Here is a 21,995-nt window from a genome sequence, read left to right as displayed (position 1 = left end):
CCCGGACCCCCGGGGTATTTTTGCAAGAATGAAGGGCCGTTATGGCGCAGGAAGTCGAATATGACGAGGCCGGCAAGGCGCAAGTGATCCAGGGCGAAGACGTCCGGGGCGGCGCCGATCTGGCCGTCGATCCCGGCGCGGGCGACGGGATGGGGTGTCATGCCGGCGCGGCCGAAATGGAGGGCGCAGCACGGGCGGCCGGGCAGAGCGAGCTGCTGGACCGCTATGCCGCCGATTATCCGCAAGGGCCGCACGACAAACCGCAATCCATGTGCCCGGCTTTCGGGTCGTTGCGCACCGGCCTTCGAATGCGCCGGGTCGGCACGATCCTGTCGGGCAGCGCGTGCTGCGTCTATGGCCTGACCTTCGTCAGCCATTTCTACGGCGCGCGGCGGTCTGTGGGATACGTACCCTTCGACTCGGAATCGCTGGTGACCGGCAAGCTGTTCGAGGACATCCGCGAGAGCGTCCACGACATGGCCGATCCGGACCGCTACGACGCGATCGTCGTGACGAACCTGTGCGTGCCGACGGCCAGCGGCGTGCCGTTGCGCCTGCTGCCCAAGCAGATCGATGGCGTGCGGATCATCGGGATCGACGTGCCGGGGTTCGGTATTCCCACCCATGCCGAGGCGAAGGACGTTCTGGCCGGTGCCATGCTTGCCCGAGCCAGGGAAGAGATCGAGGCCGGGCCGGTGCGCAGGCCCAAATCGGTCGTGACGGACCGCCCGACGGTAGCGCTCATGGGCGAGATGTTCCCGGCCGATCCGATGATGATCGGCGCGATGCTGGCGCCGATGGGGCTGGCCGCGGGGCCGGTGGTGCCGTGCCGGGAATGGCGCGAATTGTATGCCGCGCTGGACTGCGAAGCGGTGGCGGCCATCCACCCGTTCTATACGGCGTCCCTGCGCGAGTTCGAGCGGGCAGGGCGGACGATCATCGGCTCGGCCCCTGTCGGGCTTGAGGGGACGAATGCCTGGCTAAGTGCCATCGGCAACGCTTACGGCGTGGCCGAGGCGCAGATCGGGGCGGCGAAGAACGCGTTCCTGCCCGCGATTACCGAGGCGCTAAAAGGCGCACGGATCGACGGGACGATCACCTTGTCGGGCTACGAGGGCAGCGAATTGCTGGTCGCACGGCTGCTGATCGAGAGCGGCGCGGACGTGCCTTACGTCGGGACCGCATGTCCGAAGACCGCAGCGGGTGCGGCGGATCGCGAATGGCTGGAGGCGAAGGGCTGTAAGGTCGTGTTCCGCGCAAGCCTCGAGGATGACCTAAGCGCGATGGAAGGCGTGAAGCCCGATCTGGCTATCGGGACCACGCCTGTCGTTCAGAAGGCGAAAGAGCTGGGGATCCCTGCCCTGTACTTCACCAACCTGATCTCGGCGCGTCCCCTCATGGGGCCGGCGGGGGCAGGAAGCCTGGCGCAGGTAGTCAATGCCGCCATCGGCAACGGCAATCGCATGGCGAAGATGCGGGCGTTCTTCGAAGGGGTCGGCGGTGGCGATACCGCCGGGGTCTGGGAAGGGGCGCCGAACCTGCACGACCAGTTCCGCGCGCAGAACCAGAAGAAGCTGGAAAAGCAGCAGAAGGCCCGGATCGCGGCGAATGGCGGTGTGTCATGCTGATCACCGATCACGACCGGGCGGGGGGCTATTGGGGCGCCGTCTATGCCTTCACCGCGATCAAGGGATTGCAGGTGGTCATCGACGGGCCGGTGGGCTGCGAGAACCTGCCCGTCACCTCGGTCCTGCACTATACCGACGGGTTGCCGCCGCATGAATTGCCCATCGTCGTCACCGGCCTGGGCGAGGAAGAGATGGGGGCGGGCACCGAAGAGTCGATGAAGCGGGCGTGGGACACGCTGGATCCTGCGCTGCCCGCCGTGGTGGTCACAGGCTCGATCGCCGAGATGATCGGCGGGGGCGTGACGCCGCAGGGGACGAACATCCAGCGGTTCCTGCCGCGGACCATCGACGAGGATCAGTGGCAGGCCGCAGATCGGGCGATGACGTGGTTGTTCACCGAATGGGGTCAGACCAAGGGCCGCATGCCGCCCGAGAAGAAGCGCGAGGCGGATGCGAAGCCGCGCGTCAATATCCTCGGGCCGATGTATGGCGTCTTCAACTCGGCCAGCGATCTTCACGAGATCCGCCGTCTGGTCGAGGGGATCGGCGCCGAGGTCAACATGGTCATGCCGCTGGGCGCCCATCTGGCCGAGATGCGAGGCCTCGTGAACGCGGACGTCAATATCTGCCTCTATCGCGAGTTCGGGCGCGGCCTGTGCGAGGTGCTGAGCAAGCCGTATCTGCAGGCCCCCGTGGGCGTGGAAAGCACCACGAAATTCCTTCGCACGCTGGGCGATATGCTGGGGCTGGACCCCGAGCCCTTCATCGAGCGCGAGAAGCATTCGACGCTGAAGCCCGTGTGGGATTTGTGGCGGTCCGTGACGCAGGATTTCTTCGCCACGGCCGAATTCGGCATCGTGGGTACGGAAACATATGCGCGCGGCATCCGTCATTACCTGGAGGACGAGCTGGGCTTTCCCTGCGCCTTCGCGGTGGCCCGCAGTGCGGGCAAGAAGACCGACAATGACGAGGTGCGCCGCCTGATCCACGAAAAACGGCCGCTGATCCTCATGGGGTCGATCAACGAGAAGATGTACCTGGCCGAGATGAAATCCGGCCATGGCCCGCAGCCCGCGTTCATCCCCGCAAGCTTTCCCGGCGCGGCGATCCGGAGGGCCACCGGCACGCCCTTCATGGGCTACGCGGGCGCCACCTACCTGTTGCAGGAAATCTGCAACGGCCTGTTCGACGCGCTGTTCCACATCCTGCCCCTGGGGTCAGAGATGGACGCGGCCGAGGCGACGCCCGCCGAACTGCGCCGCGACCTGCCGTGGGAGCCTGAAGCCCAGGCCGAGCTTGACCGCATCGTGGCCGAGCATCCGATCCTGACCAGAATTTCCGCCGCCCGAAATCTTCGCGACGCCGCCGAACGGCAGGTGCTGCGCGACGGTGGGGACAAGGTGGCGAAAGAGAACGTGCAGGCCCTTGCGCCTGGCCGGAAGTCCAAAAAGGAGGACGAAAGATGACCGACATGACCAATGCTGGGATGGCCCCGCTCGAAAAAGACCGGGACGGCCTGAAGACCGAGTTCGCCATCTATTTCGCGATCATCTTCGCAGCGACCGTGCCGCTGGCCTGCCTGACTTGGGGTCTGACGTTGATCCGATCGGGCCACCTGCCCGAGCGCGGACCCCTCGCGCGGGCCTGGAGCCAGGCGCGCATCATCACGCCGATGATCTTTTCGGCCTGACGGTTTTTCGCCCCGTCACGCCACGCGCGAGGCAGGGCACACAAGAATTCGGGCCGGGTTTCGGCTTCGAAGTCCGGCATCCGCCGGAACCCGGCCGCGGGGGCCCCGCGGCGTCAGCTTGATCCTCAAGGAGTGTTCAAATGGCTGATAGAACCGACCTGTCCTTCACGGGTCTTACAGACGAACAGGCGCAGGAACTGCACTCCGTCTATATGAGCGGACTTTGGCTTTTCTCCATTGTCGCGGTCCTCGCTCATATCGCGGTGTTCATCTGGCGCCCGTGGTTCTGAGGGAGATCTGAAACATGGCAAAGTTCTATAAAATCTGGCTGGTCTTCGACCCGCGTCGCGTTTTCGTGGCGCAGGGCGTGTTCCTGTTCCTGCTGGCGGCGATGATCCACCTCGTCCTGCTCAGCACCGACCGGTACAACTGGTTCGAGACCTCGGCCGCCAAATACGGCGTGCCGGGCGAAGAATCGGTCGAGTGATCCGACCCTGACACTTGCGTCGGGCGGGTCAGCCTGCCCGACGCCATCGACGAATAGACGGCGCAGGTGCCGCCAATGACGGGAGCGGAAGATGGCATTGCTCAGCTTCGAACGAAAATACCGCGTGCCGGGCGGCACGCTTATCGGCGGCGACCTGTTCGATTTCTGGGTCGGGCCGTTCTTTGTGGGTTTCTTCGGTGTCACGACCGTGTTTTTCGCCGGTCTGGGCACCATCCTGATCTTCTACACCGCCGCGATCCAGGGTGTCTGGAACCCTTGGCTGATCTCGGTCAATCCGCCGCCCATCAGCTATGGCCTGGGCGCCGCGCCGCTTCAGATCGGGGGCTTGTGGCAGATCATCACCATCTGCGCGCACGGGGCCTTTATCAGTTGGGGCTTCCGGGAGATCGAGATCTGCCGAAAGCTGGGCATCGGCTTTCACGTGCCCATCGCCTTCTTCGCCGCGATCCTGGCCTACACCACGCTGCAGGTGATCCGCCCCGTCCTAATGGGCGCCTGGGGGCACGCGTTCCCCTATGGCATCTGGAGCCACCTCGATTGGGTCAGCTACACCGGCTATCTCTACGGTAACTTCCACTACAACCCCGCCCACATGCTGGCCGTGACGCTGTTCTTCACGACCACGCTGGCGCTGGCGCTGCACGGATCGCTGATCCTGTCTGCCGCCAACCCCGAAAAGGGCGAGAAGATGAAGACGCCCGATCACGAGGACACGTTCTTCCGCGACTTCATCGGCTATTCCATCGGGCCGATGGGCATTCACCGCCTGGGCTATCTGCTTGCGATCAATGCCGGGTTCTGGAGCGCGGTCTGCATCGTGATCTCGGGCACCATCTGGTTCGACCAATGGGTCGTCTGGTGGGATTGGTACCTCGACCTGCCCTGGTGGGCGGATCTGTAAGGAGGATCTGGCAATGACACTACAATATCAGAACATCTTCAGTCAGGTGCAGGTCCAGGGGTCGCCCGAGCTTGGCATCACTGAAGCGGTCGATCTGCGCGACCGCAGCAATCCCGGGGGGTTCAGTCCGCTTCTGGGCTGGCTCGGGAACGCCCAGCTTGGGCCGATCTATCTGGGTCCGTTCGGGGTGCTCAGTTTCATCACCGGGGGCTTGTGGTTCTTCCTCGTGGGGATCAGCTTCTGGGTACAGGTGGACTTCAACCCCGCACTTTTCGTGCGGGACCTGTTCTTCCTGTCGCTCGAACCACCGGCACCCGAATACGGTCTGGGCATCGCCCCTTTGTGGGACGGCGGCCTTTGGATCATCGCGTCGGCCCTGCTGCTGGTGTCGGTCCTGAGCTGGCTGGCTCGGTCCTGGGTGCTGGCGCACCAGTTGCGCATGGGCAAGCACGTCTTCTGGGCTTTCGCCAGCGCGGTGTGGCTTTTCCTGGTCCTGGGCCTGATCCGGCCGTTGCTGATGGGATCCTGGGCCGAAGCGGTACCCTATGGAATCTTCCCGCACCTCGACTGGACGAACCTGTTCTCGCTGACTTACGGGAACCTGTTCTACAACCCGTTCCACGCGCTTTCGATCGTGTTCCTCTATGGCTCGGTCCTTCTGTTCGCGATGCATGGCGGCACGATCCTGGCGACCTCGCGCTACGGCGCGGATCGCGAGCTGGACCAGATCCACGACCGCGGCACGGCATCCGAACGCGCCGGCCTGTTCTGGCGCTGGACCATGGGCTTCAACGCCACGATGGAAGGCATCCACCGCTGGGCGTGGTGGTTCGCGGTCCTGACCACGCTGACCGGCGGGATCGGAATCCTGCTGACCGGCACGGTCGTCGACAACTGGTTCCTGTGGGCACAGGACCACGGATACGGCGCGCAGAACAACTATGTCCCCGCGCGCACACCCGAGGAATGGATGATCTACAGCCCGCCAGTCTTCACGGAGTAAGAACATGAGCAACGACGACAAGTACTGGTACCTCGAAGGCCAACGTCCCTCTCTCTACAAGTGGGGACTGGGGCAGATGGCCCTGGGCGCAGGGTATGCCGCGCTCGTGTTCATCGCGGTCATCGCGTTCATCCTGATCCTCAGGGGCATCAGCTACCTCCTGCCCGAGGATCCTTACGCGGCCCTCCACCAGGGGCAAACGCTTCTGACGATGATCGGCTGAGATCGGCGCGGCGCACCGGGTGCCGCGCCTTCTGGATCGCGCGCCATCCCGCGTGCGATACGGGGCATCGCGCCCCTCTTCCCTTCCTGTTGGCTACAGGAAACTACCCCGTCCGAAGTGCTTCGGGCGGGGTTCGTCTTGCCCGGGCTATGGATTTCAGCGGTAAGAGATGACTTTCGTGCCCAACGTCACGTGGGGATACAGTTCGATGACGTCGTCATTGGTCAGCCGGATGCACCCCGAACTGACGGCTTGTCCGATCGTCCAGGGTTGGGGCGTGCCGTGGATGCGGTACATCGTGTCCCGCCCCCCGCGATACAGGTACAGCGCACGCGCGCCCAGGGGATTTTCCGGACCACCCGGCATCCCGCCGGCAAACTGGCCATAAACCTCGGGTTCGCGCCGGATCATGTTCTGCGTCGGCGTCCACGACGGCCATTCTTCCTTGCGCTTGATGATCGTGGTCCCGCTGAGATTGCGCCCCTGGTCCCCGACCGCGACGTGATACTCACGCGCACGGCCGGGTGCGCGGACGTGATAGATCGAGAAATACTCGGGGAAGATATGTATCGTATCGACCTCGGCATCTGGGCGCACCTCGACATCCCGAGCGGTCATCGTGTCGTAGGAGGAATGCGGAAGACCTGCGTGGCCCAGAACGGCAGAAGGCGTAAGGGCAGCAAAGCCGGTGGCTATGAAATGTCGGCGTGTCAGCATATAAATTTCGTCCAGATCCTGCGCGGGCATCGGGTCTATGGCACCCAATTCTCGGTGCGGCAACGCCCCGGCGGGCCATCGGGTTCGCCGGCCCGGCACGGGATGGCGTCATTCATCCGCCCAAAATTGCCCCGAAGATCGCATCATGATGCTTTTCCAAGTAAATCCGAAGCCACGGTGTGTAGATATCGGAATTTTCCCGCGCATCCCTGACAAGATCGTGAAGCGTCATCCAGCGTGTTTCGGCCACCTCGGACGGCTCGGGGCGAATGGGGTGCGCCCGAGGAATCTCTCCCACGAACAGGGCAACGACCTCATGCTCGATCAGGTCGTTGCCCACTGACGTGCGATATTCCACGGTGCCCCGAGGTGTCAGGGTCAGCCCCGAAACCCCAAGCTCTTCGTGCAGTCGTCGGTGGGCGCAGGCCATCGCCGTTTCGCCCCAGGTGGGGTGCGTGCAACATGCGTTCGCCCAAAGGCCTGGCGTGTGATACTTGTCCGCCGCGCGTTTTTGCAAGAGAACCGCATCCCCAGAGACGAGAAAGACCGAGATCGCCTTGTGCCGCAGCCCGCGGCGATGGGCTTCGATCTTCTCGACCGGCGTCAGTCGCCCGTCGACCCACGCGGGAACGTGGATCGTCACGCATATGTCTCCGGAACCAGCCTCAGAAGATGGGCCATGTTTTTCACCCCGATCTTCAGATGCGCCATGGGGCGGGCCCGGACCAGCTTCTTGTTCATGTAGGCCTCGAAGGTCAGGCGCTGCACGTCCACGTCGTGACACAGGGAAACGAACCGCTCCCGCCGCTCGTCGCTGCGGTAATAGGCGTCCTGCATCGTGCGCAGGACGCGAAAGACGGTCTTGTGCTCGCGCATGAACAGCTTGCGGGCCAAGGCCAGGTCCTTCGACCGGCCACTGACCAGTGCGGCCTGCGCCGCCGTGGCCGCAACCCGGCCGCCGACCATGGCGTAATAGATGCCCTCGCCCGAAGACGGCGCAACTACGCCAGCCGCATCACCGGCCAGGATGACGTCGCGCCCGTTATCCCACCGATCCAATGGTTTCAGCGGGATCGGCGCCCCTTCGCGCCGGATCGTCTCGCACTCCGTCAGGCCCGCCGCGGCGCGCAAGGCCGCCGTCGCCGCCTTGAGGTCGATGCCATCGATTCCCGTTCCCATGCCTACGCTGGCCTGCGACCCATGAGGGAACACCCAGCCGTAGAAATCGGGACTTACACTGCCGTCATAGATCACGTCACATCGGCCAGGATCGTATCCCTTCATCCTTGCCAAAATACCCCCGGGGGTCTGGGGGGCTGGCCCCCCATCCTCACTACCGGGCGCGGCGATGATCTCATGATACGCAATGACATATGGAATCTCGCTACCACCGGGCACTTCGGACTTGGCGACACGGCTGCGCGCGCCATCTGCCCCGATCACCAGTCGGGTCGGCAGATACGCCTCGGACCCGTCGCGACCACGATAGGCGACCGCGGTCGTGTCGCCCCGTTCGATCCGCAGGAATTGTCCCGTCACTCGGACCGCTCCGGCCGCCGCGGCCCGTTTGCGGAGGTATTCGTCGAACGGACCGCGGTCGACCATGCCGACGAAGCCGTTCTCGATGGGGATGTCCACGGCCCGCCCGGTGGGCGAGATCATCCGCGCGGTCGAGATCTTCGCGACGATCTGGTCGTCCGGGATATCGAAATCCGCGATCAGCCGGGGCGGGATCGCCCCGCCGCAGGGCTTGATCCGGCCGGCCTTGTCCAGAAGGGCGACCTTGTGACCGGCCTTGGCCAGATCCTCGGCCGCGATGGCGCCGGATGGCCCACCCCCGATGACGACGACGTCATACATGCGCTTGTCCCCCCATAAGCGGCGCCCGAGCGCGCCCTTCCATGATCCGTGCAGCCATCAGCGCCGCGGCGACGAACAGCACCGCCTCGCCGACGAAGACCAGCCCGAAGGCCGGCCCGGCTTCCATCCTCAGGCGCAACAGGTCCACGGCACCCGCGCCGACAAGCCCGCCGAACCCGGCCGCGATGGCCTGCGCCGCGCCCCAAAGGCCCATCCGCGTGCCTTCGCGCGCCTCGCGGCCTTCACCGGCCAGCGCCATCATCGACCCGATGGCGGCGACCGCGAACATTCCGTTGAACAGGCCCAGCGCGACGGTGGCCGGCACCAGAAGCGGCATCCCGGTCTGGCCAAGTGCCGCAATCGCCAGAAGCGACAGGGCCGAGCCCACGCATCCCGCGATCACCCAGTCGCGCAGCGCGCCGCGCCCGAACCCGGTGGCGGCGATGCCGACGATCAGCATCCCCACGAACACGCCCCCGTTCTGCGCGCCCGACAGCTGCGTGGACTGGCCGGGCGTGAATTGGAACACTAACCCGGCATAAGGCTCCAGGATCAGCTCCTGCATGAAGTAGGCGGTCATCGACAGGAACACGAACAGGGTGAAGGCGCGGGCCTTCGGTTCGGTCCAGATCTCGGCCAGCCCTTCGCGGAACGGCATCGGCTCGGGCTCGGGGCGGGCCGTGACCCGCACCTCGATCCCCCAGACGCTGATGGCGGTCAGCAGGACGGCGGTGATGCAGACGCCGGCAACGATGCGCAGAAGTCGCGTGTGGGTATAGGGATCCAGAAGCCCGCCCACGACGCCTGCGGTCACGGCGATCCCGAAGATCATCATAAGCCACGTGATCGTCGCCGCGGCAGCGCGGCGGCGCGGGGCTGTCGCCGTGGCCAGAAGCGCCAGAAGCGAGGTGCCGGACGCCCCCACGCCCAGACCGATCAGGGCATAGGCGGGGATCGACACGGCGAGGCCAGCGATCAGTCCGAACTCCAGTGCGAGTATCCCCAGCGCCGCCAGAAGCGCCCCGAGGGCCAGCACGACCATGCCGCCGATGATGAAGCGGGTGCGGTTGCCCCCGGTATCGCTGAGGAACCCCCAGGACGGGCGGGTGATCTGGATGCCATAATGCAGCGCCACCAGCGCGCCGGGCAGGATGGCGGGCAACGCAAGCTCGACCACCATCAGCCGGTTCAGGGTCGAGGTTGTCAGCACCACGATGGCCCCGAGGCACATCTGCACCAGGCCAAGCCGAACGATGGAAACCCAGCTGAGGCTCATGGCATCACCCCGCGGATCGCGAAGGCCGTCACCATCATGCCCAGGACATAGAAGGGCACGCCGACGGCGGAATACCACAGCGCCTTCTCGGTGGGAGATTTCAGGAACCGCCGCATCAGCGCGAACTGCACCAGCAGCAGCGCCGTCACCGCCAGCGCGAACAGCGGCTTGCCGAACACGCACAGCATCGCGATAACCAACGTCTGCGGCAGTGCCATGATCGCACAGGCCATGCGCGCCGCGATGTCGGGGCCTTTCAGCACCGGCATGGTGCGGATGCCCATGGCCCGGTCGCCCTCAACCGCTTTGAAATCGTTTAGGATCATGATGCCCTGCGCCCCGAGGGCATACAGCGTCGCCATCAGGACGATTGGGAACGAGGGGGCGGCCGCCAGCATCACGGCCGCGCCGGTGAACCAAGGCAACCCCTCGTAGGAGAACCCGACCAGCAGCGTACCCCACCAGCCGTCACGCTTCAGGCGGATCGGCTCGGCCGAGTAGGCCCAGGCGGCAATGACCGCGGCGACGGTTGCGCCGAAGCCCCACGGCCCCAACTGCCAGCCCACCGCCAGCGACAACGCCGACATGGCCAGCGCGACCCACAGGCCCCAGCGGCCGGGCACCCGGCCCGAGGGGATGGGGCGGTCAGGCTCGTTGATGGCATCGACGTGGCGGTCGCACCAGTCGTTGGCGGCCTGGCTCATCCCGCAGACGATGGGGCCGGCCAGAAGCACGCCCAGAACGACCAGCGCCCAGTTTTCTGGCCATACCCCGGCCGAGACGATGCCGCACAGATAGGCCCACATCGGCGGGAACCACGTGACCGGCTTGATCAGCCGCAACAAGGCTGCGGGCTCCGGCAAACGGCGATCGGGGTGTAAGGACAAGTTGACACTCATGCGTCAACCGAACACCAAACTTTCCGATCTCGCAAGCATTTTGCACCTCGCGCGTCCGTGATCGATTGTCGCGACGGAGCGCCGGCCGGGGCGCGTATCAGGGGTGTCGCGCCGGAAGACGCGGCCATGGAAACGCAAGGAGCACCACGATGATCCGCACAACGATATTCGCCCTTTTGGCCGGCACCGCGATGGCCGGCGCAAGTTTCGCACAGCAGGCCGATACGCCCCGCCCCGCCAGCCCGATCACGCAGCTCGATACCGATGGCGACGGCCGCATCTCGCGCGCCGAGGCAGAGGCCATGGGCCGCAACCCGATGGCGATGGCCGATGCCAATGGCGACGGCATTGTCACACGGGACGAAGTGGTCGCCGCGGCCGTCGCCCGGGCCACCGACCGCGCCGAGGCGCGGGCTGGCCGCATGTTCGACCGGTTCGACGAGGATGCGAACGGTGAGATCGCCGTCGACAACCTGCCCGGGCCCCGGGGTGATCGTGGCGACCGGATTGCGCGCATGTTCGAACGGGCGGATACCGATTCGGATGGTTTCCTGTCAGAAGACGAAATCGCGGACATGCCCCGCCACGGCATGGACGGTCATCACGGCAGGGGTGGACCGCGGTGGCACCGCGGCTGATCCTTCTCGGGGCCGGGCGTCGTCCGGCCCCTGATCTGGATGCACGATGATCGAACAGGACGACGATACGCTTCTGGCAGCCTATGCGGGTGGCGACATGGCGGCGGCCGCCCCCCTGGCCCATCGCCATGCCCCCCGGGTACTTGCCGTGGCGCAGCGTATGCTGGGCGATGCCACTGAGGCCGAGGATGTCGCGCAGGAGGCGCTTTTGCGGCTGTGGAAAATTGCCCCGGCGTGGGAGCCGGGGCGGGCCAGGGTCTCGACCTGGCTCTACCGGGTTACGGCAAACCTGTGTCTCGACAGGCTGCGAACGCGGTGTCCGACAGAGGTTCTGGACGCCGCGAATGAACCTGTCGATCCCTTGGAAAGCGCGGGCGCGCGGATACAGGACGGCCAGAGGCGGATCGCACTGGAAGAAGCGCTGGCCCGGTTGCCCGACCGGCAGCGGCTTGCCGTGATCCTTCGCCATATCGAGGAATTGCCGAACCCCGAAATTGCCGAGACCATGGGCCTTAGCGTCGATGCGGTGGAAAGTCTGACCGCACGCGGACGCCGTGCGTTGGGGGCGATGCTGGCCGGCCGGAAAGAGGAGCTGGGTTATGTCGATGAATGACGATGACATTCTGCGCGGCCTTGCGGATCTCAAACAGGGTGATGGGGCAGACGATCTGGTCGCGCGCAGCCTGGTCGATGCAGCGTTGGAACACGCGCGTCGTACTCCGCCCGGGCCGTCGGACCTTCTGGTTGCGCGCATGACGCGCGATGCGCGCCGCGCGTCGCAGCAGCGCCGGTGGAAGGACCGTATGGCGTGGACCGGTCTGGCGGCCGCATGCCTGGTCGGTCTGGGCGTTGGCCTTGCCGATCCCGGTGGCCTCATCGGCGGCGCGAGCTATGCGCCGGACGGCATCGGCGGGGGATACGAATTCGAATTTGCAGGGGCCGTGGAATGAGCTTTGGAGCCGTGCCGAGGTTGTGGCGCATCGTTTTGGTGTGTTCGCTGGTGCTGAACCTTCTGGTGCTGGGCATCGTCGTGGGTGCCGCTTTCGACCACGACCGGCCGTGGGACCGGCGTGGCCGGGTCGCAGGGCCGATGGGGCCGCTGGTGTGGGCCCTGCCCGACGAGGACCGCCAGGCGATGATCCAGCGGCTGCAGGTCGGCCCCCGGGATCGCGGAGCGCGCCGCGCCCGGTTCGAGGCACTGTTGTCCGCCGTCCGGGCCGACCCTTTCGACCCCGAGGCGCTGGCGCAGATGTTCGCCGAGCAACGCCGCAGGGGCTCGTTAGAACTTGCGCGGGCCGAATCTGCCCTGATCGAGGTCCTGACCGACATGACCCCGGCCGAGCGGTCGACTTTCGCGCAATCCTTGTCCGACCGAATGCGGCGGCGATAGGATCGCCTCTTCCCACAGGGCATCGTGTCAGATACGGAGGACTGGCCCGGTGCTTTCGTGAAAGCGAAGCCGACAAGAGGGAATCCGGTCACATGCCGGAGCCGCCCCCGCGACTGTAAGCGGTGAGCGCGCATCCAGAAAGCCACTTGGGGGGGTCCTCCTCGGGGAAGGCGGATGTGGCGCTGCGACCCGCAAGCCAGGAGACCTGCCGGGCATGGCACGCGAAACGCCGTCGGGTGAGACGGCAAGGAGATTGAAGACCATGGCAACCACCACCCTCACGACCTCCTCCTCCTCGACCGGCATTGCCGCCTCCGCCGGGTTGTCCGCGCTGTTCGGCCTGGTGCTGATCGTGCTTGCCGGGCATGTCCAGGCGGATGCGCTGCATGCCGCGGCACATGACGTGCGCCACGCCACCGGCTTCCCCTGCCACTGATCCGATGCTTTCGCGGATCCTGACCAGCGCGGTGATCGCTGGATTCGCCGCGGGCCTCCTCGCGGCGGTGCTCCAACTTGTATTCGTGCAGCCGGTCCTTCTGCATGCCGAGCTCTACGAGAGCGGGCAGCTCATCCATTCCTCGGCCGAAGGCGGTGTGTCAGCGCAGCAGGACGTCGTTGGGTTCGATCCGCTACGCGACGGCCTCAGCGTCCTGTTCTCGGGCGTGGTCTATGTGGGCTATGCGCTGATCCTCGTGGCGGTCATGGCAGTCGCAACGGATCGGGGCTGGGGGCGCATCGATGCGCGCACGGGCATCCTGTGGGGGATCGCCGGGTTCGTCACCGTTCAGTTCGCCCCGGCCCTCGGCCTGCCACCCGAGCTTCCGGGCGTTGCCGCCGCCGACCTTCAACAGCGCCAGATTTGGTGGGGCGGCACCGTCCTTGCGACGGGCCTGGCCTGCGGTCTTCTGGCGTTCGGCCGGAACTGGATGGCATGGGCGTCGGCCATCGTGCTTTTCGCTCTGCCGCATCTGATCGGCGCCCCGCAGCCAGAGGTCTATACCGGCCCGACCCCGCCCGAGCTTGCGGGCGAGTTCGCGACCCGCGCGCTGGGCGTCGGCCTTGCCGTCTGGATCAGCCTCGGCGCCCTTGCGGGAGCGCTTTGGCAGCGCGAGATGCGCGAAGCGGGCATTCCGCAAGCCGCCTGAGACCTTCGGCCGGACGCCGTCGTCCGGCCGCCTTCCCGACCTTATCCAAAAGATGTGCGATGACGCGTCCCGTTCTCATGCTTCTGATCGGTTTATTCTTCGGCACCGGCATCGGGGTCGTCGTGGCGGCCGGCAATGACCTGTCGCTGACCGGCCACGATCATTCCGATCCGACCCACCATGGCGGCACGGACCATGCCGCGATGCACGTCGAAACGGTGGAAGCGCCCGACGGGCTTGGCCTTTCGGTCGAGGCTACGCCCGATCCCGTGGGCGGATACAACCTTCACCTCGACGCGCCCAATTTCACCTTCGCGCCCGGTTCCGCCAGCGGGCCCCATGTCCCGGGCGAGGGGCATGCGCATGTCTACATGGACGGCGTGAAGCTGGGCCGGTTCTATGGGCCGTGGATCCATGTGCCCTCGGACGGCGAAGTGTCCGTGACGCTGAATGCCAACGATCACCGGGCCTATACCCGCGGGGGAAAGCCGCTGGCGGCCGCGTTGAGGCTGGACTAGCCCCCCCGGTCAGGGCGCCGGGATGCGGCCGATCAGGCAATGACGCAAGCGTCCGCAGGGACGGGCATCGACGATCACGCCGTCCGGGGCGGCCATGTAGGCGCGCACGGTGGCCGCTATGTCGGCAGCATCGGCCGCCGGGTCGATGCCACCGAAAAGATAGCTTGCCCCATTCCCCTGCAGAGACAGCGCGGTAGGTTTGGAACAGACGTTCAGGCAGGGATGCAGCCGCAGCTCGGTTTCGTCGGGAAGGCATGCCCGAAGCGCATCGTGGTTCTGTGTGGTCCGGCAGGTCGAACACAGGTGCAGGATCGCGGTCATTCGGGCCGCCGCAGAAGGTAAGTGTCCATGATCCACCCATGCCGCGCACGTGCGTCGGTTCGGGCGGCCACGATGCGGGGCGCGGCCTCGGCGATGGGGCCGGCGTCCAACAGCTGCTCGGGCATGCCAAGATAGGCGCCCCACCAGACATGCAGCGTCGGGTCCAGCACCTGAAAACTGCATTCGGCATCCAGCATGACGATCACCGTCTCGGCCCCGTCGGGCCAGCCACCTTCGCGCAGGCGTCGGCCGGTTGTCACGGTCACGGGGCCGTTCACTGTATTGAATGGAATGGCATGCGCCGCCGTCAGGGCCTGAAGCGCCGTGATCCCCGGGATCACCCGCGCGGTCGCGCCGGGCAGGCGGGCGGCGATCCGCAGGGTCGAATCGTACAGGCCAGGATCGCCCCAGACCAGCAGCGCCACGCGATCCGCATCGCCCAGGGCGACCTGCCAGCGTCGGGCGATTTCGTCATGCCAGGCTGCCACGCGAACATTGTAGGGCAGGGTCTCGTCCCGCTGTGGATAATCGAAATGGACGATCCGGGCCGCGCTGCCGGACACTTCGACGATGCGATGGCGTAGATGGGCCAGATCGTCCTTCCCGGCCTTGCGGGGCACCAGGATCAGCGGCGCCTCTCGGATCGCGCGCATCCCCTCCATCGTGACGTGGTCGGGGTTGCCGGTGCCGATCCCGATTAGCGTGACCTCAACCATCGGCCAGCGGCCCGTAGAGGATCAGCGCGGCGTGGGGGCTTTGTTCCGAAGCCAGCCGATCGGCCAGGTCGGCCACGGTGCTGCGCGTGATCTTCTGGTCGGGGGTCGACACGGCTTCGGCAAGGATCGCCGGTTGGTGGGGTGGCAATCCGCGCGCGATCAGCGACCGGGCAAGGTCGGGGAAGGTGCGCTTGCCCATGAAGACCACGGTCGAGGCTGTGGGATCGGCCAGCGCGCCCAGATCGATATCGGCGGGCAATGCGCCGGTCATGTCGTGGCCGGTGACGAACTGCACCCGCCGGGCCGTCAGGCGCCGGGTCAGCGGGATGCCGGCCGAGGCCGCCGCGGCGATGGCCGAGGGGACGCCCGGCACGATCTCGAAAGGGATGCCAGCCGCGCGCAGGGCGACGAGCTCCTCCTCCAGCCGGCCGAACACGCCCGAATCACCTGACTTCAGGCGGACGATCCGCCCGCCGCCTTGCGCGTAATCGACCAGCAGCCGGCTGACGTGATCCTGCTTGGGCGAGGGTCGCCCGGCCCGCTTGCCAACGCCCACGAGGTCGGCGCCAGCGCGCGCATGGGACAGGATCGGCCCGGAGGACAGGTCGTCGAACAGCACCGCATCGGCGCGCCTCAGGCGGTCGACAGCCTTTAGGGTCAGAAGTTCAGGGTCGCCGGGGCCAGAGCCCACGAAACTGACGAAACCGGTCATGCGGGGGCTTTATTCCAGCGCGGGTGGAAGGGAAAGGCGGGGCCGAGGTTTCTGTCCCAGCGTCGCAAACAGCCCGCAGAACGCCGCGGCGCCGCATGTTCGACCGACCGGAAAGCTCTACATGACGCGCGAAAAGCCAGTCCAAGGACTACGCCCATGTTCATCGATATCGTCACCGGCGCCATCATCGTTTCCTGCCTCGGCGCTGCCGTCTGGATCCTGGGGTCCTCGTACCCGAAGCTCGTCCAGCGCACCGTCTCACTCTTCCGCTGAGATCATGTGGAAGAAGGTGCCCGTCACGTGACCGCGGCGGGCACCGGTTTCCGGAACGGGATTGCCGTCGGCATCCGCGACAGCCGCCAGCGGCGTGTCAGGCTGGTCCAGAACGGTCGAATAGTGAAATTCGTGCCCGCGCAGGATGGTGCCTGCATCATGGCCCGGCATCGCCTCGGACAGGGTCGCGCGCCGATAGCCCAGGTGGAACTTGCGCTTCTCATAGCTGGTGACGAGGCCCAGAAGCCCGGCCATCCGATGCCGCACCCCGTCCTTGTCTATCAGCGCCTCGCCCAGCGCCATATAGCCGCCGCATTCGCCATGGACGGGCCGGGTCGCGGCATGTGCGGTCAGGCTGTCGCGGAACCGGTCGGCCGCGGCCAGCCGTCCGGCATGCAACTCGGGGTATCCGCCGGGCAGCCAGACCAGATCCGCGTCGGGAACCGGATCGTCGGCCAGGGGTGAGAACGGCAGGATCTCGGCCCCTGCCTGCCGCCAGCCTTCCAGAAGATGCGGATATGTGAACGAGAACGCGGCGTCCCGCGCGATGGCAATGCGCTGCGCGGGGGGCGTCGGCAGGGGCGCGCGTGCCGGGACAGGTCCGACGACGGCGGCAGCGCGGATCGTGTCCAGATCAACGTTCTCTTGCAGGAAGGTGGCATACCCCGCGATCGCGGCGTCCAGATCGGGATGTTCGACGGCCTGGATCAGCCCCAGATGCCGTTCTGGCAAAGCAAGGTCGCCGCGCCGGGGCAGGGCGCCTAGAACCGGAAGTCCGGCGCGTTCCATGCCCAGCCGCGTCAGACGCTCGTGCCGGGGGGACGCGGCGCGGTTCAGGATCACGCCCGCGAAGGGCAGATCGGGCATATAGCTCGCAAAGCCCAGCGCCGTGGCCGCCGCCGATTGCGCCTGGCCGCTGACGTCGAGGACAAGGATCACGGGCCATCCCATGCGCCGCGCCGTCTCGGCCGAGCTGCCGAAGCCCGAACGCCCCATGGTCGCCACGCCGTCGTACAGGCCCATCGACCCTTCGGCCACGCAGATGTCCGCCCCCCGCGCCTGCCCCGCGACCGCGTTCAGAAGGTCGTCCCCCATCGCCCAGGTGTCGAGGTTGAAGGAATGCCGACCGCAGGCGGCCCGGTGGAAGGCCGGGTCGATGTAGTCGGGGCCGGACTTGTAGGGCTGGACGGTCAGGCCATCGTCGGCCAGCGCGCGCAGAAGGCCCAGCATGACGGTGGTCTTGCCGGTCCCCGAGGACGGGGCCGAGACCAAGAGGCCGGGGGGCAGGTCAGTCATCGGAAGGGCTCCAGTCCGACCAGGGGGAGTCGGCGGTTTGAGGGCGATAGCGGCGATCGTAGCCCGTGGCATAGAGGCGGGATTCGCTGAAGTCGGTTGCGGCCAGCGCCGGGCCGACAAGGATCAGCGCGGTGCGGGTGATCCCCTCGGGCAAAGCGCCCTCGATGGTGGACAGGGTCCCGCGCAGGATCTGCTCGTCCGGCCAGCTGGCGCGGAAGGCGATGGCGACGGGGCAGTCGGGACCGTAGGTGGGCGTCAGGTCCGCCACGACGGTGCCGAGGTTCTGGATCGACAGGTGGATCGCCAATGTCGCGCCGGTGGCGGCGAAGTTCTTCAGCGTCTCGCCCTCGGGCATCGAGGAGGCGCGCCCCGGCGTGCGCGTCAGGATCACCGATTGCGCAACGCCGGGCAGCGTCAGCTCGGCCCCCAGCGCGGCCGCGGCGGCCGAGAACGAGGGGACGCCGGGCGTGACGGTATAGGGGATGTCCAGCGCGTCGAGACGCCGGATCTGCTCGCCCATCGCCGACCAGACCGACAGGTCCCCGGAATGAAGGCGGGCGATGTCCTGGCCCTTGGCATGGGCACCCTCGATTTCAGCCATGATGGCGTCGAGGTCCATGGGCGCGGTGTTCACGATGCGGGCGTTATCCGGGCAATGGGACAGGATCGCCTCGGGCACCAAGGACCCGGCATAGAGGCAGACGGGACAGGCGGCGATCAGGTCGCGGCCGCGCAGGGTCAATAGATCAGGGGCGCCGGGTCCGGCGCCGATGAAGTGAACGGTCATGGGTCGGGTCCTTCGGCAAGCGCGCAGGTCGCGCGGCGGTCGGTGGAGATGGCGCGGGGCGCCAGAAGCCGCGCGCCCGGTCCCGCGGCGGCCAGCGCTGCGGCCTCGGCCACGCTGCCGGTGCCCCGGGCGGTTGTAGAGGCGGCCGAGGTCGTGGTCGTGCGCTGGGCTGTCAGGTCCGCGGGCCTGACGGCGATCACGGGAAGCCCCAGTGCGTCCGAAAGCCCCCCAAGCGCCGGTGCCTTGTCGGCGGCCGTGGCCAGCGCATCGGGCGTCCCCCCGGCGCGGGCGAGCGCGTCGCGCAGGCTGTCGGTCCGGGTGCCCGCGCGAAAGCCGAAGCCCGCAACGATCATGGGCGGCACCATTGCGTGATGGGATAGGCGTGCTTCCAGCCATGAAAGCCGCCCAGCGGTTCGGGTTGCGATAGCTGTGCGCGCAACAGGCTGCCGCCGTGGGTGGCGTGTGCGGCCAGAACCAGAGCCTCGGATTCAAGTGTGACCGCGTTGACGACAAGTCGCGCGGGCAGGCCAATCAGCCGGTCCAGCAGCGTTTGCGACAGACCGCCGCCCACGAAGATCGCATCCGGCGCGGGAAGGCCGTCCAGCGCGTCGGGGGCACGGCCTTCGACGACGTGCAGCCGGTCCTGCCCCAGCACCTTCGCGTTCTCGCGGATGCGCGTCGCGCGGTCGGATCGACCCTCGACCGCGGTCGCGGTGCAGGACGGGTGGGCCATCAACCACTCCAGCGCGATGGAGCCCGAGCCCGCGCCGATATCCCACAGATGCTCTCCTGGGCAGGGGCCGAGGGCTGATAGGGTCAGCGCCCGCACGGGTCGCTTCGTGATCTGTCCGTCATGGGCGAAAGTCGCGTCCGGCCGGCCGGAGGCGAGGGGGATCGCAGCGCCGCCCGCGGCCTCGATGGCCACGGCCACCGGGGCGTCGAAGGAGCCCGACAGGTCCGTCGTAACACGCTCTCGCGGGCCGCCAAGGGCCTGAAGGGCGGTCACTCTGCTGTCGCCCCAGCCGGTATCGGCCAGATACGCGGCAATGTCCGCCACCGCCGCGCCGTCCCGCAAGGTCGCAACGATACGCTGGCCGGGGGCCAGATGCGGGCGCAGTCGCCCCAGCGGCGCGGCATGCAGGCCAAGGCATACCGTTTGTTCGATCCGCCAGCCCAGTCGCGCCGCGGCGAGCGAGAAGACCGATGGCCCGGGGAAAGCGCGCCATTCGCTGGGGCCCAACCGCTCGGCCAGAACGCTGCCCGCCCCGAACCAGAACGGATCGCCCGAGGTCAGCGCGACGGTCGGTGTCCCGCGATGGGCCAGAAGATGCGGGATGCCATCCGCGAAGGGGACGGGCCATTCGATGCGCTGCGCGTCGGTTTCAGGCAGCAACGCCATGTGCCGCGGTGGCCCTATGACGACCTGCGCGGCTGACAGCGCCGCGGTCGCGGCCGGGGTCAGCCCCGCCGCGCCGTCCTCTCCCACTCCGATGATGGTCAGCCAGGGGCCTTGCATCGCGCTGCTCCAATCTCGTCTTCGCGGAGTGGCACGGGGCGCGCCACGCGGCAAGAGGCTGGCGCCTGCCTGCATCACACGGCAAGAGGGGGCATGACTCATGTTCTTGTTCTGGGCGGAACGACCGAGGCCACCGCGCTGTGCCGTGCGATGGCCGATGCGGGGGTGCCCGGCACGATCTCTTTCGCGGGGCGGGTCGAACGGCCGGTGCGCCAGCCCTTGCCGCAGCGTGTGGGGGGCTTCGGCGGTGTGGCCGGGTTGGCCGCGTATCTGCGCGCGCATCGAGTGACCCATCTGATCGACGCCACCCACCCCTTCGCCGCGCAGATGAGCGCGAATGCCGTTGCCGCTAGCGAACAGGCGGGCGTGCCCCTTCTGGCGCTAACCCGTCCGCCGTGGACGCCGGGGCCGGATGACAACTGGACCCTCGTGACCGACATCGCCGCAGCGGTGCAGGCGCTGGACGTCCCGCCGCGCCGGGTCATGCTGGCCGTCGGCCGGATGCACCTGCCCGAGTTCGCGGCGAACCCGCAGCATTTCTACCTGCTGCGCCTCGTCGATCCGACCGATGGCCCCCTGCCCATGCCCGACACGCATGTCGAAGTCTCACGCGGGCCTTTCACCGAGGAAGGGGACCGGGCGCTGATGCGGGCCAATCGCATCGACATGGTGGTTTCGAAGAACGCCGGCGGGACAGGCGCGCGTGCCAAGCTGGATGCCGCCCGGGCGCTGGGCCTACCTGTCTTGATGATCGACAGACCGCCGCTGCCAACCCGACGCCAGGTGCACGATGTCGCCGACGCGATGGCGTGGATTGCCCTTGCCGACACCGCGAACCCGGCCTAGCTGTCCTCTCACCTCGGGGTGCCCATGTGGCTGAGATGCGAAAGCGAACCCGTTGAACCTGATCCGGCTAACACCGGCGGAGGGAAGGTCGAACACCGGTCCGCACATGGCCGCCTTTCCCCCGCCCGAGATGAAAGGACCGCCCGTGCGACCTATCGCTTCCGTTCTTTGCCTCGGGCTTCTGGCCACCCCCGCGGTGGCGCAGGAGACCCTGACCGTCTACGCGCCCGACTATTTCGGTTCGGAATGGGGTCCCGGCCCCGCCATCAAGGACGCATTCGAGGCGCGTTGCGACTGCGACCTCGAATACCGGATCGGCGACCTGCTGCCCCGCCTGATGCTGGAAGGCGACCGCACCGATGCCGACGTCGCCATTGGCTTCAATACCGACGTCACGAAAGAGGCGCGTGAAACCGGCCTGTTCGCGCCCCACGGGGTCGATACCTCGGACCTGACCATGCCGATCGACTGGACCGACGACGTCTTCCTGCCGTTCAACTGGGGCCACACGGCCTTCGTCTACGACACCACCCGCGTCGAGAACCCGCCTGAAAGTTTCGACGCGCTGCTGAACGCGCCGGATGACGCCTATTCCATCGTGATCCAGGATCCGCGCACCTCGATCTCGGGGCTGGCGATGCTGCTATGGGTCAAGGAGATTTATGGCGAGGATGCCGAGGAGGCGTGGGAGAAGCTGGAGCCGAAGGTCCTGACCGTCACGCAGGGCTGGTCCGAAAGCTACGGCCTGTTCACCGAGGGCGAAGCTGACATGGTCCTCAGCTACACTACCTCGCCCGCCTATCACATCATCGCCGAGGATGATGATACGAAGAAGGCCGCGATCTTCCCCGAGGGGCATTACTTCATGGTCGAGCTGGCCGCCAAGCTGGAAGGCACCGACAATCCCGACCTGGCCGACCAGTTCATGCAGTTCGTCTTGTCAGAAGAGTTCCAGTCGATCATCCCCGAGGGCAACTGGTCCATGCCGGCGAAACTTCCTGAGGATCAGCTGCCCGAGGGCTTCCAGCAGCTTGAGATGCCCGACACCGTGCTGTTCCTGAGCGAGGATGAGGCCGCAGCGATCCGCGACGAGGCGGTCGAAGAATGGCTGTCGGCCTTCGGCGCGGGCTGA

Annotated in this window: 29 protein-coding genes and 2 riboswitches; of the genes, 17 read left to right on the top strand and 12 right to left on the bottom strand. The window is 66.9% G+C overall.

Annotation, left to right across the window (positions count from 1 at the left end; translation table 11 throughout):
- Positions 1–41: 41 nt before the first annotated feature.
- From bchY to pufX, 8 genes are all read left to right on the top strand, one after another.
- Positions 42–1,628 (top strand): chlorophyllide a reductase subunit Y, encoded by a 1,587-nt coding sequence (bchY, locus tag PAA8504_RS04120; RefSeq protein WP_108892903.1) that lies wholly within the window; start codon positions 42–44, stop codon positions 1,626–1,628.
- Positions 1,622–3,094, top strand: coding sequence for a chlorophyllide a reductase subunit Z (gene bchZ / locus PAA8504_RS04115; RefSeq protein WP_108892902.1), 1,473 nt, complete (start codon positions 1,622–1,624; stop codon positions 3,092–3,094). Before bchY ends, bchZ begins: the two co-directional genes overlap by 7 nt.
- Complete coding sequence (pufQ, locus tag PAA8504_RS04110; protein WP_108892901.1) at positions 3,091–3,318, top strand: cytochrome PufQ; 228 nt, start codon at positions 3,091–3,093, stop codon at positions 3,316–3,318. The genes bchZ and pufQ overlap by 4 nt, the downstream gene beginning before the upstream one ends.
- Before the next feature lie 140 nt (positions 3,319–3,458).
- A complete protein-coding gene (gene pufB, locus PAA8504_RS04105; RefSeq protein WP_108892900.1) occupies positions 3,459–3,608 on the top strand; it encodes a light-harvesting antenna LH1, beta subunit in 150 nt (49 codons plus the stop codon).
- Between the two features lie 14 nt (positions 3,609–3,622).
- The gene (pufA, locus tag PAA8504_RS04100) at positions 3,623–3,805 is read left to right on the top strand and encodes a light-harvesting antenna LH1, alpha subunit (RefSeq protein WP_108892899.1); all 183 of its coding nucleotides are present in this window, start codon (positions 3,623–3,625) and stop codon (positions 3,803–3,805) included.
- Positions 3,806–3,896: 91 nt separating this feature from the next.
- The gene (gene pufL, locus PAA8504_RS04095) at positions 3,897–4,727 is read left to right on the top strand and encodes a photosynthetic reaction center subunit L (protein WP_108892898.1); all 831 of its coding nucleotides are present in this window, start codon (positions 3,897–3,899) and stop codon (positions 4,725–4,727) included.
- Between the two features lie 13 nt (positions 4,728–4,740).
- On the top strand, positions 4,741–5,730 hold the full coding sequence (gene pufM, locus PAA8504_RS04090; protein ID WP_108892897.1) for a photosynthetic reaction center subunit M: 990 nt from the start codon (positions 4,741–4,743) through the stop codon (positions 5,728–5,730).
- A gap of 4 nt (positions 5,731–5,734) precedes the next feature.
- Positions 5,735–5,953: an RC-LH1 core complex protein PufX gene (gene pufX, locus PAA8504_RS04085; RefSeq protein WP_108892896.1), complete on the top strand. Its 219-nt coding sequence runs from the start codon at positions 5,735–5,737 to the stop codon at positions 5,951–5,953.
- Between the two features lie 156 nt (positions 5,954–6,109).
- On the opposite strand, the gene PAA8504_RS04080 is transcribed toward pufX, so the two are convergent.
- The 5 genes from PAA8504_RS04080 to chlG all read right to left on the bottom strand — a co-directional run bounded on the left by PAA8504_RS04080 (position 6,110) and on the right by chlG (position 10,705).
- Positions 6,110–6,670 (bottom strand): L,D-transpeptidase, encoded by a 561-nt coding sequence (locus PAA8504_RS04080; RefSeq protein ID WP_245897515.1) that lies wholly within the window; start codon positions 6,668–6,670, stop codon positions 6,110–6,112.
- Between the two features lie 112 nt (positions 6,671–6,782).
- The gene (locus PAA8504_RS04075) at positions 6,783–7,313 is read right to left on the bottom strand and encodes an isopentenyl-diphosphate Delta-isomerase (RefSeq protein ID WP_108892895.1); all 531 of its coding nucleotides are present in this window, start codon (positions 7,311–7,313) and stop codon (positions 6,783–6,785) included.
- Positions 7,310–8,530 (bottom strand): geranylgeranyl diphosphate reductase, encoded by a 1,221-nt coding sequence (locus PAA8504_RS04070; RefSeq protein ID WP_108892894.1) that lies wholly within the window; start codon positions 8,528–8,530, stop codon positions 7,310–7,312. The genes PAA8504_RS04075 and PAA8504_RS04070 overlap by 4 nt, the downstream gene beginning before the upstream one ends.
- Entirely contained in the window at positions 8,523–9,806 is a 1,284-nt protein-coding gene (locus tag PAA8504_RS04065) for a BCD family MFS transporter (RefSeq protein ID WP_108892893.1), read from the bottom strand. The genes PAA8504_RS04070 and PAA8504_RS04065 overlap by 8 nt, the downstream gene beginning before the upstream one ends.
- Positions 9,803–10,705 (bottom strand): chlorophyll synthase ChlG, encoded by a 903-nt coding sequence (chlG, locus tag PAA8504_RS04060; protein ID WP_108892892.1) that lies wholly within the window; start codon positions 10,703–10,705, stop codon positions 9,803–9,805. The genes PAA8504_RS04065 and chlG overlap by 4 nt, the downstream gene beginning before the upstream one ends.
- Positions 10,706–10,854: 149 nt before the next feature.
- Between chlG and PAA8504_RS04055 the strand changes: the two genes are divergently transcribed.
- The 7 genes from PAA8504_RS04055 to PAA8504_RS04030 all read left to right on the top strand — a co-directional run bounded on the left by PAA8504_RS04055 (position 10,855) and on the right by PAA8504_RS04030 (position 14,396).
- Positions 10,855–11,343 carry an EF-hand domain-containing protein gene (locus tag PAA8504_RS04055; protein ID WP_108892891.1) on the top strand — a complete coding sequence of 163 codons (489 nt, stop codon included), beginning with the start codon at positions 10,855–10,857 and terminating at the stop codon, positions 11,341–11,343.
- Positions 11,344–11,389: 46 nt separating this feature from the next.
- Positions 11,390–11,956, top strand: a complete 567-nt coding sequence (locus PAA8504_RS04050) for a sigma-70 family RNA polymerase sigma factor (RefSeq protein ID WP_108892890.1) — start codon at positions 11,390–11,392, stop codon at positions 11,954–11,956.
- The gene (locus tag PAA8504_RS21970; protein ID WP_181375684.1) at positions 11,943–12,293 is read left to right on the top strand and encodes a hypothetical protein; all 351 of its coding nucleotides are present in this window, start codon (positions 11,943–11,945) and stop codon (positions 12,291–12,293) included. Before PAA8504_RS04050 ends, PAA8504_RS21970 begins: the two co-directional genes overlap by 14 nt.
- Positions 12,290–12,733, top strand: coding sequence for a periplasmic heavy metal sensor (locus PAA8504_RS04045; RefSeq protein WP_181375683.1), 444 nt, complete (start codon positions 12,290–12,292; stop codon positions 12,731–12,733). The genes PAA8504_RS21970 and PAA8504_RS04045 overlap by 4 nt, the downstream gene beginning before the upstream one ends.
- Positions 12,734–12,763: 30 nt before the next feature.
- A riboswitch (cobalamin riboswitch) is annotated at positions 12,764–12,960 on the top strand.
- 35 nt (positions 12,961–12,995) lie between these two features.
- Positions 12,996–13,169 (top strand): CbtB domain-containing protein, encoded by a 174-nt coding sequence (locus PAA8504_RS04040; protein WP_108892888.1) that lies wholly within the window; start codon positions 12,996–12,998, stop codon positions 13,167–13,169.
- 4 nt (positions 13,170–13,173) lie between these two features.
- Positions 13,174–13,878, top strand: a complete 705-nt coding sequence (locus PAA8504_RS04035; protein WP_108892887.1) for a CbtA family protein — start codon at positions 13,174–13,176, stop codon at positions 13,876–13,878.
- A gap of 59 nt (positions 13,879–13,937) precedes the next feature.
- Complete coding sequence (locus PAA8504_RS04030; protein ID WP_108892886.1) at positions 13,938–14,396, top strand: hypothetical protein; 459 nt, start codon at positions 13,938–13,940, stop codon at positions 14,394–14,396.
- A 9-nt stretch (positions 14,397–14,405) separates the two neighbouring features.
- On the opposite strand, the gene PAA8504_RS04025 is transcribed toward PAA8504_RS04030, so the two are convergent.
- The 7 genes from PAA8504_RS04025 to cbiE all read right to left on the bottom strand — a co-directional run bounded on the left by PAA8504_RS04025 (position 14,406) and on the right by cbiE (position 20,017).
- Positions 14,406–14,717 (bottom strand): DUF1636 family protein, encoded by a 312-nt coding sequence (locus PAA8504_RS04025; RefSeq protein WP_108892885.1) that lies wholly within the window; start codon positions 14,715–14,717, stop codon positions 14,406–14,408.
- The gene (gene cobF / locus PAA8504_RS04020) at positions 14,714–15,433 is read right to left on the bottom strand and encodes a precorrin-6A synthase (deacetylating) (RefSeq protein ID WP_108892884.1); all 720 of its coding nucleotides are present in this window, start codon (positions 15,431–15,433) and stop codon (positions 14,714–14,716) included. Before cobF ends, PAA8504_RS04025 begins: the two co-directional genes overlap by 4 nt.
- A complete protein-coding gene (gene cobA / locus PAA8504_RS04015) occupies positions 15,426–16,145 on the bottom strand; it encodes a uroporphyrinogen-III C-methyltransferase (protein WP_108892883.1) in 720 nt (239 codons plus the stop codon). Before cobA ends, cobF begins: the two co-directional genes overlap by 8 nt.
- A 258-nt stretch (positions 16,146–16,403) precedes the next feature.
- Entirely contained in the window at positions 16,404–17,714 is a 1,311-nt protein-coding gene (locus tag PAA8504_RS04010) for a cobyrinic acid a,c-diamide synthase CobB (RefSeq protein ID WP_108892882.1), read from the bottom strand.
- Complete coding sequence (gene cobM / locus PAA8504_RS04005; protein WP_108892881.1) at positions 17,707–18,501, bottom strand: precorrin-4 C(11)-methyltransferase; 795 nt, start codon at positions 18,499–18,501, stop codon at positions 17,707–17,709. The genes PAA8504_RS04010 and cobM overlap by 8 nt, the downstream gene beginning before the upstream one ends.
- A complete protein-coding gene (locus PAA8504_RS04000) occupies positions 18,498–18,854 on the bottom strand; it encodes a cobalamin biosynthesis protein (RefSeq protein ID WP_108892880.1) in 357 nt (118 codons plus the stop codon). The genes cobM and PAA8504_RS04000 overlap by 4 nt, the downstream gene beginning before the upstream one ends.
- Positions 18,851–20,017 (bottom strand): precorrin-6y C5,15-methyltransferase (decarboxylating) subunit CbiE, encoded by a 1,167-nt coding sequence (gene cbiE, locus PAA8504_RS03995; protein ID WP_108892879.1) that lies wholly within the window; start codon positions 20,015–20,017, stop codon positions 18,851–18,853. Before cbiE ends, PAA8504_RS04000 begins: the two co-directional genes overlap by 4 nt.
- A gap of 93 nt (positions 20,018–20,110) precedes the next feature.
- Here cbiE and PAA8504_RS03990 point away from each other — a divergent pair, with 93 nt between their 5' ends.
- Positions 20,111–20,863, top strand: coding sequence for a cobalt-precorrin-6A reductase (locus PAA8504_RS03990; RefSeq protein ID WP_108892878.1), 753 nt, complete (start codon positions 20,111–20,113; stop codon positions 20,861–20,863).
- 4 nt (positions 20,864–20,867) lie between these two features.
- A riboswitch (TPP riboswitch) is annotated at positions 20,868–20,965 on the top strand.
- Positions 20,966–20,993: 28 nt separating this feature from the next.
- Positions 20,994–21,995, top strand: coding sequence for a thiamine ABC transporter substrate-binding protein (locus PAA8504_RS03985; protein WP_108893489.1), 1,002 nt, complete (start codon positions 20,994–20,996; stop codon positions 21,993–21,995).

The organism is Palleronia abyssalis (assembly GCF_900302445.1).
Classification (GTDB): domain Bacteria; phylum Pseudomonadota; class Alphaproteobacteria; order Rhodobacterales; family Rhodobacteraceae; genus Palleronia; species Palleronia abyssalis.
This window is presented reverse-complemented; position numbering and strand designations above follow the sequence as displayed.

Excerpts from the sequence above, each read along its gene's own strand:
- bchY (WP_108892903.1), top strand. The coding sequence starts at position 42 with ATGGCGCAGGAAGTCGAATATGACGAGGCCGGCAAGGCGCAAGTGATC.
- bchZ (WP_108892902.1), top strand. The coding sequence starts at position 1,622 with ATGCTGATCACCGATCACGACCGGGCGGGGGGCTATTGGGGCGCCGTC.
- pufQ (WP_108892901.1), top strand. The coding sequence starts at position 3,091 with ATGACCGACATGACCAATGCTGGGATGGCCCCGCTCGAAAAAGACCGG.
- pufB (WP_108892900.1), top strand. The coding sequence starts at position 3,459 with ATGGCTGATAGAACCGACCTGTCCTTCACGGGTCTTACAGACGAACAG.
- pufA (WP_108892899.1), top strand. The coding sequence starts at position 3,623 with ATGGCAAAGTTCTATAAAATCTGGCTGGTCTTCGACCCGCGTCGCGTT.
- pufL (WP_108892898.1), top strand. The coding sequence starts at position 3,897 with ATGGCATTGCTCAGCTTCGAACGAAAATACCGCGTGCCGGGCGGCACG.
- pufM (WP_108892897.1), top strand. The coding sequence starts at position 4,741 with ATGACACTACAATATCAGAACATCTTCAGTCAGGTGCAGGTCCAGGGG.
- pufX (WP_108892896.1), top strand. The coding sequence starts at position 5,735 with ATGAGCAACGACGACAAGTACTGGTACCTCGAAGGCCAACGTCCCTCT.
- PAA8504_RS04080 (WP_245897515.1), bottom strand. The coding sequence starts at position 6,670 with ATGCTGACACGCCGACATTTCATAGCCACCGGCTTTGCTGCCCTTACG.
- PAA8504_RS04070 (WP_108892894.1), bottom strand. The coding sequence starts at position 8,530 with ATGTATGACGTCGTCGTCATCGGGGGTGGGCCATCCGGCGCCATCGCG.
- PAA8504_RS04065 (WP_108892893.1), bottom strand. The coding sequence starts at position 9,806 with ATGAGCCTCAGCTGGGTTTCCATCGTTCGGCTTGGCCTGGTGCAGATG.
- chlG (WP_108892892.1), bottom strand. The coding sequence starts at position 10,705 with ATGAGTGTCAACTTGTCCTTACACCCCGATCGCCGTTTGCCGGAGCCC.
- PAA8504_RS04055 (WP_108892891.1), top strand. The coding sequence starts at position 10,855 with ATGATCCGCACAACGATATTCGCCCTTTTGGCCGGCACCGCGATGGCC.
- PAA8504_RS04050 (WP_108892890.1), top strand. The coding sequence starts at position 11,390 with ATGATCGAACAGGACGACGATACGCTTCTGGCAGCCTATGCGGGTGGC.
- PAA8504_RS21970 (WP_181375684.1), top strand. The coding sequence starts at position 11,943 with ATGTCGATGAATGACGATGACATTCTGCGCGGCCTTGCGGATCTCAAA.
- PAA8504_RS04045 (WP_181375683.1), top strand. The coding sequence starts at position 12,290 with ATGAGCTTTGGAGCCGTGCCGAGGTTGTGGCGCATCGTTTTGGTGTGT.
- PAA8504_RS04040 (WP_108892888.1), top strand. The coding sequence starts at position 12,996 with ATGGCAACCACCACCCTCACGACCTCCTCCTCCTCGACCGGCATTGCC.
- PAA8504_RS04035 (WP_108892887.1), top strand. The coding sequence starts at position 13,174 with ATGCTTTCGCGGATCCTGACCAGCGCGGTGATCGCTGGATTCGCCGCG.
- PAA8504_RS04030 (WP_108892886.1), top strand. The coding sequence starts at position 13,938 with ATGACGCGTCCCGTTCTCATGCTTCTGATCGGTTTATTCTTCGGCACC.
- PAA8504_RS04025 (WP_108892885.1), bottom strand. The coding sequence starts at position 14,717 with ATGACCGCGATCCTGCACCTGTGTTCGACCTGCCGGACCACACAGAAC.
- cobF (WP_108892884.1), bottom strand. The coding sequence starts at position 15,433 with ATGGTTGAGGTCACGCTAATCGGGATCGGCACCGGCAACCCCGACCAC.
- cobA (WP_108892883.1), bottom strand. The coding sequence starts at position 16,145 with ATGACCGGTTTCGTCAGTTTCGTGGGCTCTGGCCCCGGCGACCCTGAA.
- PAA8504_RS04010 (WP_108892882.1), bottom strand. The coding sequence starts at position 17,714 with ATGACTGACCTGCCCCCCGGCCTCTTGGTCTCGGCCCCGTCCTCGGGG.
- cobM (WP_108892881.1), bottom strand. The coding sequence starts at position 18,501 with ATGACCGTTCACTTCATCGGCGCCGGACCCGGCGCCCCTGATCTATTG.
- PAA8504_RS04000 (WP_108892880.1), bottom strand. The coding sequence starts at position 18,854 with ATGATCGTTGCGGGCTTCGGCTTTCGCGCGGGCACCCGGACCGACAGC.
- cbiE (WP_108892879.1), bottom strand. The coding sequence starts at position 20,017 with ATGCAAGGCCCCTGGCTGACCATCATCGGAGTGGGAGAGGACGGCGCG.
- PAA8504_RS03990 (WP_108892878.1), top strand. The coding sequence starts at position 20,111 with ATGACTCATGTTCTTGTTCTGGGCGGAACGACCGAGGCCACCGCGCTG.
- PAA8504_RS03985 (WP_108893489.1), top strand. The coding sequence starts at position 20,994 with ATGAAAGGACCGCCCGTGCGACCTATCGCTTCCGTTCTTTGCCTCGGG.